Genomic DNA, 8,197 nt, shown 5'->3' with positions numbered 1-8,197 from the left:
CTTATTGAATGGCCGTAGAGTTTTGGCCAATGTCTATTCTTGTGTGCGACGCACGCGTCGATGCCCTCTGAATTCACTACGTTGCTGCAAGGGTTGTCTCAGATGGAATACTGACAAGCATTTGATCCGCTCTTTGTTAGTCCCAGCAAGGGCTAACGCCTTGGGGACAGTCCACATCGCAATGTTATAGAAGAAGTATCCATCGACTCGAGCGGCACGTATTGGCCATCAATGACTTCCCTTTACAAACATGCTCGAACCAATGGCTCTTCTTAGCAGAGATGTTCAATAGGCAGAATACGCCATGTGGCGTACATGCATGATGCTATGCTAAACTACTTATCAATCAAAACACCACTACCAACGCAGGTGCACGGCCCAAACAGCTACTGACAGATATTGCAAGTACGGCTCATAAATTGAGGTGACGCCGTATACTCTATTTTGAGGCACGATACATAGAGGGAGATATTCGACGATGGAGCGACTCTCCGGAAGAGACCTGCGAACACTGTCAGTATTTGTTCGTGACCTGTATCAGCTACGCCCGCATGATGAGTTTACAACCCATCTAATTGACTCCCTTCCGTCAATTACGGAAGGCGAGTTTACGTCCTACAATGAGTTTGTAGTAGGCAGCCCTACCGTCATTTACAAATCTGATCAACTTCCACACTGCCCAAATCCATTACACTACGCTAAGATTTTGGAGGACAATCTTCATGAGCATCCAGTGGTAGCTCATTTCCTCCGGACCAATGACAAATCAGCCCACACTTTTTCCGACTTTATATCGGCCCGCAAATTTCAGGCGACTACACTCCATAACGAGTTTTACAAACCGCTCAAGATGTCTTTTCTCCTGTTTATGGGGCTTCGCGCCGGCAAGAGAATGCTATCAATTAGTCGTCACCGAAACGATAGAGAGTTCCCTCACAGAGCGAAGACCACCTTCAATGCTATTCATCCACATATTCAACAAGCTTTAGCAAATTCCCTAGCTGTCACACGGATGCACAATGAGTTAGAGGCTTTCCATAAAGCTTCAGATAACGGCCAACAGGGCGTCATATACGTAACAGGGCGAGGACGCATGCGGTTCGCAAGCCTTCACGCTCGGCAGTTACTTAAGGAATACGGACTAGAAACTGGGCCAGCCTCAGACTTCCTACCCACTCATTTACGCGATTGGCTAAGTCATTTACGCAAAATGGTTGAATGGCGTGACGATGTTCCATCAGTTACCGCTCCACTCGTCATCAAGGGCGAGTCCGGTCAACTAACAATTAGGCGGATAGGACAAGGATTGAACGATGTCCTGCTCTTTGAAGAACAGCAAACCATCCCTTCACTTAATCAACTCAGACACTTTGGGTTGAGCAAACGCGAACTGGAAGTTCTGGGTTGGGTTGCACGAGGTAAGACAAATCCAGAAATTGGGCAAATCTTGAATATCAGTCGGAGGACGGTGCAGAAACACCTTGAACATGTCTATCTGAAGTTGGGAGTCGAAAACAGGATGGCGGCCGTGGCTTTCATTGGAAATACGACCTCGAGTTAATTGGCCAAGATCGATGGTACGGAATCACGGTAGCCGTCGGCAAGTCTGCCCGTTACCAGAGATCTTCCCGTCCTCACCTCACGACTAAATCATCAGTTTGGGAGGGCTCTTCTTGGCCTTAAAAGAGCCCCTGGCAATGAATAAAATCAATATCTTAGGTGCTGAAAAATTCCAATCTGATACACGGTTTTACAATGGCTTACAGAGAGGTTGTCCGATATAGGACAGAATCTTCTAGGAATGGATGCTGGACGGGGAATCCTGCCGAAGACCTCTCTCCGAATACTCAGCAAGAGCATTTTGGGCATGGAATTCCTCTCCTCAGCAGCCACGAAAGTCTCTAGATCACTTGTCCACAAAACCTGCGAAAACACCCTTCAAAAAGCCTCGAATTTTGGGACTAACATCGCTATATTTCCGCTGTCCTTTTAATAGATGTTCAAAAGACAGCCTGTATTTGTTCACTGCGAGGTGTGGTGAAATACGCTTATGAGGATTTAAGCGACTCTCAGTTTGAGAGGCTCGCTATTTTGATATGTCAGCGACTACTTGGCATCTCCGTACAAGGTTTCGCGGAAGGACCAGACGGCGGCCGGGACGCTAAGTTCGTTGGGACTGCTGAGTTGCATCCCAGCAAGGCCTCGCCTTGGAAGGGAACCACCATTGTCCAGGCCAAGCATACGAATGGGTATAACAGGAGTTATTCGGAAACTGATTTCTTTAGTCCTTCGTCGAAGAACACTGTAATCGAAAAGGAAATTCCTCGCATAGCCTCCATGCGTCGGAAAGGCCAACTCGACCATTACATGTTGTTCTCGAATCGTCGGATGACGGGCATCGCAGAGAGTGCGATCCGCAGCCATATTTCCAATAAATGCGGTCTTCCCGAAGAATCAATCTACCTAGTCAGTCTTGAACAACTAGACTTGTATTTAAAGAGGTTCCGAGAGATTGCGGATGAGGCTGACCTCGATCCGTTAGACTCGCCGCTCATAATTAGCCCTGACGATCTTGCAGAAGTCGTTGAGGCATTGGCGCAACACAAAGATCTTGCCGCGGCAGTATTGGATTACCCTCCTGAAGCCCGAACTAAATATCGTGAAAAAAACTCTATTAACAAAATGACAGCCGAGTACGCTCAGGAAATCCGTCGGCGATATCTGAAGGAGAGTAGACAGATCGAGAGCTTCTTAGCAGCTCCGGAAAATTTTAAGTATCAGCAAATGTATGAATCCATAGTCGAGGAGTTACAGCTAAAAATCATCGCAAAGCGCAAACAGCATCAAACGTTTGATGGTGTAATGGAACATCTTATTGATGTTTTATTTAGCCGGGATCCGATCTTACGTCAAAGAGGCAACAAGCGGTTGACGCGTGGCATACTGTTCTTCATGTATTGGAATTGTGATATCGGAGAAAGCAGCAATGCTGAGGCCAACTAAGCATTCGCATCCAGATCGCACAGTCATGAATGTGTCGATGTTACTGCTTCTGCGTCTTAAGAAACGTCGGATAGAAGATTATGACGGTCTGCGACGATTCGCAAAGAAGGCGGTAAAAGGGGGCGATGTATTGTTTCTGCCGGCTCTTAACCTGCTTTACCTGTTGGGATTGGTAGAGTATCGTCCAAAAACCGATTCCATGGAATACATTGGACCAAATGAAGCTATCTAAATTGTACTGCAATAATTCGGAGGTCTTTGAGCCGATAGAATTCGCTTCGGGCCTCAATGTAGTCTTGGCTGAGATCCGCCTTCCAGAAAACCGTAACAAGGACACGCACAATCTTGGCAAAACAACTTTGGCGCGCGTTTTAGATTTTGGATTTTTGGTGAAAAGAGATTCAAGATTTTTCCTTTTCAGGCATGAGCAGGTGTTCCAACGATTCATATTTTTTTTGGAGCTTCAATTACCCGACGGTTCCTATTTGACAGTCCGCCGTAGTGTAGACCAGGCAAGCAAAATAAGTTTTAAGAAGCATGCTGTAAATCACCAGGACTACACCGATTTGCTCGACAGTGAATGGGATCACTTAGACATGCCTTTTGATCGTGCTCGGGAAATGCTGGATAGCCTTCTCGATTGGCGCGCTCTCAAGCCGTGGGACTATCGGAAAGTCATTGGGTATTTGTTGCGCACGCAAGATGACTATAGGGATGTGTTCCAGTTGAGGAAGTTTGTCGGTTCACATGCTCAATGGAAGCCGTTTCTAGCCCATATCCTTAGTTTCAATTCACGGAATGTAAGTTTGTATTACGAGATGGGAGAGCAGCTCACTGAAAAGGAGAACGCCGCTGAAACGATCCAACATGAGTTGGGAGGTTCTATTTCGGACATAAGCAAGGTGGAAGGAATCTTATTGCTTAAGCAGCGGGAAGTTGAGAAGAAGCAGGCTTTTTTGGATGCTTTTGATTTCCGCGAGCAAGATAAACGTCAGACAAGAGAGTTAGTGGAGGAGATTGATCAAAGAATTGCTGAGCTTAATTCGGAGCGGTATTCATTGAACCATCGCTTAAAAAAAATCGTCACCTCACTTGAAGAGGATCAGATTCTTTTCAACCCAGATGAGGCAAGGAAGCTTTTCGCGGAAGCTGGAGTGCAATTTCCTGGACAAATTAAACACGATTTCGAAAAACTTATAGAATTCAACCAGTCAATTACACAGGAACGACGTGAATATCTTGAAGAAGAACGTAGGGAAGTTGAGAACGAACTGAAACTGGTTGCAACTGAATTGAACGAGCTCGGGAAGAGGCGCTCACAAACGTTAGGATTTTTGACGGACACGGATGTTTTTAGCAAATACAAAAGGGCTTCCGACGAAGTAGTAAGGTTGCGGGCAGACATTATATCGCTTGAGCGACAGCGAGCTCTGATGCACCGTCTTCTTGAGCTACGTGCGGAAATTCGTACGCTTGGCGAAGAGACAAATAGACTGCAAAGTCAAATAGAGTCAGACATCGAATCCCAAAATGAAAATAGGACCAGTAGATTTTCTGCGATCCGGCTATTTTTCAGTGAAATAGTCGAAGAGGTTATAGATCGGAAGGCACTTCTAAGCGTATCGCCTAATAATCAGGGTCATCTCGAATTCAAGGCAGAAATCCTTGACGAAGCGGGCAACGCTACAAGTGCCGACCTTGGCTATACCTATCGGAAGCTTTTGTGTATCGCTTTTGACTTGGCGGTATTGAGAGCCCACATTGCGGAAAAGTTTCCGCGTTTCATCTACCATGACGGAGTTTTTGAGTCGTTGGATAACCGCAAGAAGGAAAACCTCCTCGCCGTCATTCGTCGATACGCGGACCTCGGACTACAGCCTATTATCACGCTGATCGACTCTGATTTGCCTCTACGAGGTTCTGGCGACGCCCAAGTCTTTGCACGGGAGGAGGTCGTATTGACCCTTCATGACGAAAGCGAGCGGGGAAGACTATTCAAGATGATGACATGGTGACGGTAGCAAACGAGCGTCTAGCCGGTGCCTAAATAGTGCCTATCACCGGTGTCATTCCGTATCACTGCTGGTTAATACCAAGCAACATCAAATACCACTAGACGCCGCTACAGGCGAAGAGATTCGCTGAATGGCCGCATAGACACTGCCAATCCTGTAGAGCCGAAAATCGCCCTATCAAGGTTCACACAGGGGTTGAACCCAAGGTCACCGACGTCTGTTCGTTAAGGTTTGATCTTTTCGATAGCGGCTAATTTTCCGTCTGGATTGTACGCTAGATGATAGATGACTTTTCGATCGCGCACGGCGAGTTCGTATGGTGTGCCAACGAATTCCCAGAGAAATGCTGTAACTAGATCTGCACCGAGATGCACCACAACCGTCCCCACTTTAACCCAAGTGCGATGAGCCTCCGGATCGAGAATATAGCGATCGTCAAATCCGCCGGTTTCGGGCTTGAAGAATGAGTCTGGCTGACCCAACTCGGCGATCACCTCACTACGAGAGACACCTTCTTTTAATACCCCGACGTCACCTCGATAGCTTTCCCGATTAGCTGCCATGAGCACTGAGCACCCCGAACTAAGTACGGCCACAGAAAGAAGAAACCCTATCGCGATTCCCCTGCCCATAAATTCTCCCTTGTGAATTGGTTGCCGGTCGTTGGCAAGACATACGTATACTGGTTGCGCGTCGCTCTGCACATTCGCCAGAAGAAGGGATCGCCTCTACTCTTTGGTATGTTCCCTGTCTGCTCGTTGGCCTAAAGTGCGCCAAAACGTATTCAGTGGAGGCTTGGAAAGCACCATACACACAAGCCTAGCAGGCAAGCATGTTGAGTCAAGGAATGGGCGTTTGGGAGGGCTACTGATGCAGCTTCAAGTGTATGGGGGTGAGACAGGTGCACTTGGGCTCCATCGGTATCAAGCTACAAGTCATCAGGCGGGGTTTTGAAGACAGTATCGAAGCTATTCAGCAATGGTAAAGGTGGCTTTGAAGGGTCTGTCTTTGTACTAATGGAGAGCCGAAAAGTATCAGAACTGGAATCAAATAAAGAGTCGTAAAACAGTCGTATAGCAGACCGATTTTGATCTATTTGCTTGTTAGGCCTTATCACTCAATACCAACGAGCAAGTACATGAATAAATGTGAAAAGATCTGTGAATTGCGCTTCAGCTGAGGAGCTTGCTATATTCGCCCGGTCGAATCCCGGCTTTGGCACCACGCCTACTGGCTCCCCTCCCGCTTTTGAAAGTACCAACCTTGATCGTTTACTCCTTTTTATCCCGTTCGGAATGGTAATTGGTAATGAGCTGTAGCAGTGAAACGCTCTCACGGACTGTGTATACACTACAAGGGCTCGGCATTTCATACTAAGGCCTAGCGGCCCTAATCAGAAGTTTATCGTCCAGAGCCATTTCTTCATCACACAACCTTCCAACCTAAAAACGTCTCGATTGTTGTCCATTCCTCGCTGTTCGTCCCTAGTGAAGCCGGTACTTGTATTTCCATAAGCGCGGCCTATTGTTTCGATTCGTCCAGCCTATTGGTGTTTCTCCTCTCTGCGCTCGTTAAATCCCAGCCACTGTGCAGTGCTCAATGACGATGTGTCTCATGGGACTGGTGCGCACAAAAGCACAGCAAAGCGCACGAAAGCGCACATAAGCATAACTATGCATAGTTCCCAAGGTCACGATGCTCGCGTAGTGTCTTCACCATGTTGAGTGATTGAGAAAGGGTGGTCAGACGGATGTTACTCACGGCCAAAGAATTAGCCCAAGAGCTCGATGTGCATGTCTCAACAGTTCGACGGGCGTATCGTACGGGGCGGATTCCGTACGAACGCCTCTGCAAAATGTATTTGTTTGACCTCGAAAAAGTACGACATGCAATGCGTCTCAACGGATTCACCCTCGTAGGAGGCGAGGACGGCCTGCGCGTGACCGACGGCGAAAGCGGGCGGCGCGCGCAGCCGATCAGCCCCCGACTTGGTAAGACGGGGGCGTCTATCGCAGAGAAGCCAAGGGGGAAGAAATGACAGTCTCCGGAGGGTTCACGCAGACCATCGATTGGCTCGCTTTCACGCTGCCCAAGGCGGAAGTCGCCGACGTGATTGCGCTGATTGGGGGCGACTGGTTCCAGAGTGAGACCGGCTTTCGCGGCTATCCCGTGGCTCAACTTATGACGGAAGGCAAAACGGGCGTCGGGAAACTGGGGACGGGTGCCCCTCGCAATCCGAAAGAAGTGCATGTGGATCTCTCAGCTGGGATTGTCTCCCAGTGGGACGAGACGAAGCTGAAGACGGTATTGGCCTGGATCTTCGCCCAGAAAGGCCATGTGACGCGCATCGATGTGGCACTGGACGACCGGGAGGCCTCTGTCGCAGTGGAGACCGTCCGGCTGGCCGTGGAGGCCGGACAATTAGTGAGCCGATCGAAGCAATTCAAAGTCATCCAAGCTTCCAATCATCGTGAGGGAACCCGCACTGGGGAGACCTTGTATTTCGGCAGTCGGGAAAGCCAAAGCATGCTTCGAGTCTATGACAAACGGCTCGAACTTCAAGCCAAAGGCCGGGAAGACGCGGCCTTATACGGAGTCCGATGGGAGCTGGAATTTAAACAGGATCGAGCTCAAGCCTGCGCCAAGGCATTACTCACGCTCGATCCCGAAGACTGGAGAGCCTTCTTGGTTGGCGTGCTGCGTTCCTATGTCGATTTCCGCGAGACCACGCGAGAAGCGGAATCCTATGAGAAGTATCGCGCGCCGTTGGTGGGCTGGTGGAAAGCCCTCACCGAGGGCTTCATGCGATGCCGGCTGGTCGTCGAACGGATTCAGCAGCGGCTGGATGATGTGGCGGCCTGGCTGGCGAACGCCATCAGTCCCATGCTCGCGGTGGTGGTGGCCTGTCGTGGCGATCAGTTTCTGTTCGAGATGATCTATGCGGGCACCAAACGATGGACGCAGAAGCACTATGCGTTGCTGAAGCAGCGTAAGCGAGGGACCCCCTATGTCCTTAGAGTTTCATAACGGGGCGTGGCGACGCATGTGTCCAGGCTGTGGAACGAGAGGTTGTCGGTGCAAGTGGGTACAAGGCGCCCTGTATCTGAGCTGTACAGCATGCGATTCGGAATTCTGTCTCAGGCCAAAAGCCCGGTCCGAAGGCCGGGGCGTGTGGGTCA

Annotated in this window: 6 protein-coding genes; 5 read left to right on the top strand and 1 reads right to left on the bottom strand. The window is 49.2% G+C overall.

What is annotated here, in order from left to right; translation table 11 throughout:
* Positions 1 to 478 precede the first annotated feature (478 nt).
* The 4 genes from KF839_RS14460 (at position 479) to KF839_RS14445 (ending at position 5,018) form a co-directional block, all read left to right on the top strand.
* Positions 479 to 1,561, top strand: coding sequence for a helix-turn-helix transcriptional regulator (locus tag KF839_RS14460; protein ID WP_292918534.1), 1,083 nt, complete (start codon positions 479 to 481; stop codon positions 1,559 to 1,561).
* Positions 1,562 to 2,037: 476 nt separating this feature from the next.
* Positions 2,038 to 3,003, top strand: a complete 966-nt coding sequence (locus KF839_RS14455; RefSeq protein ID WP_292918533.1) for an ABC-three component system protein — start codon at positions 2,038 to 2,040, stop codon at positions 3,001 to 3,003.
* Positions 2,987 to 3,235, top strand: coding sequence for an ABC-three component system middle component 8 (locus tag KF839_RS14450; RefSeq protein ID WP_292918532.1), 249 nt, complete (start codon positions 2,987 to 2,989; stop codon positions 3,233 to 3,235). The genes KF839_RS14455 and KF839_RS14450 overlap by 17 nt, the downstream gene beginning before the upstream one ends.
* On the top strand, positions 3,222 to 5,018 hold the full coding sequence (locus KF839_RS14445) for a DUF2326 domain-containing protein (protein WP_292918531.1): 1,797 nt from the start codon (positions 3,222 to 3,224) through the stop codon (positions 5,016 to 5,018). The genes KF839_RS14450 and KF839_RS14445 overlap by 14 nt, the downstream gene beginning before the upstream one ends.
* A gap of 224 nt (positions 5,019 to 5,242) precedes the next feature.
* Here KF839_RS14445 and KF839_RS14440 read toward each other — a convergent pair whose 3' ends face one another.
* Positions 5,243 to 5,581: a hypothetical protein gene (locus KF839_RS14440; protein WP_292918530.1), complete on the bottom strand. Its 339-nt coding sequence runs from the start codon at positions 5,579 to 5,581 to the stop codon at positions 5,243 to 5,245.
* A 1,471-nt stretch (positions 5,582 to 7,052) separates the two neighbouring features.
* On the opposite strand from KF839_RS14440, the gene KF839_RS14435 reads away from it, so the two are divergent.
* Positions 7,053 to 8,045: a replication initiation factor domain-containing protein gene (locus tag KF839_RS14435; protein WP_292918529.1), complete on the top strand. Its 993-nt coding sequence runs from the start codon at positions 7,053 to 7,055 to the stop codon at positions 8,043 to 8,045.
* Positions 8,046 to 8,197 lie beyond the last annotated feature (152 nt).

Source organism: Nitrosomonas sp., from assembly GCF_019635155.1.
Taxonomy (GTDB): domain Bacteria; phylum Pseudomonadota; class Gammaproteobacteria; order Burkholderiales; family Nitrosomonadaceae; genus Nitrosomonas.
Note: the sequence above shows the minus strand (reverse complement) of the source record. Positions and strands in the feature narration are given on the sequence as shown.

Bases quoted from the DNA above. Each gene is read 5' to 3' on its own strand.
- KF839_RS14460 (WP_292918534.1), top strand. From the start codon at position 479: ATGGAGCGACTCTCCGGAAGAGACCTGCGAACACTGTCAGTATTTGTT.
- KF839_RS14445 (WP_292918531.1), top strand. From the start codon at position 3,222: ATGAAGCTATCTAAATTGTACTGCAATAATTCGGAGGTCTTTGAGCCG.
- KF839_RS14450 (WP_292918532.1), top strand. From the start codon at position 2,987: ATGCTGAGGCCAACTAAGCATTCGCATCCAGATCGCACAGTCATGAAT.
- KF839_RS14440 (WP_292918530.1), bottom strand. From the start codon at position 5,581: ATGGCAGCTAATCGGGAAAGCTATCGAGGTGACGTCGGGGTATTAAAA.
- KF839_RS14435 (WP_292918529.1), top strand. From the start codon at position 7,053: ATGACAGTCTCCGGAGGGTTCACGCAGACCATCGATTGGCTCGCTTTC.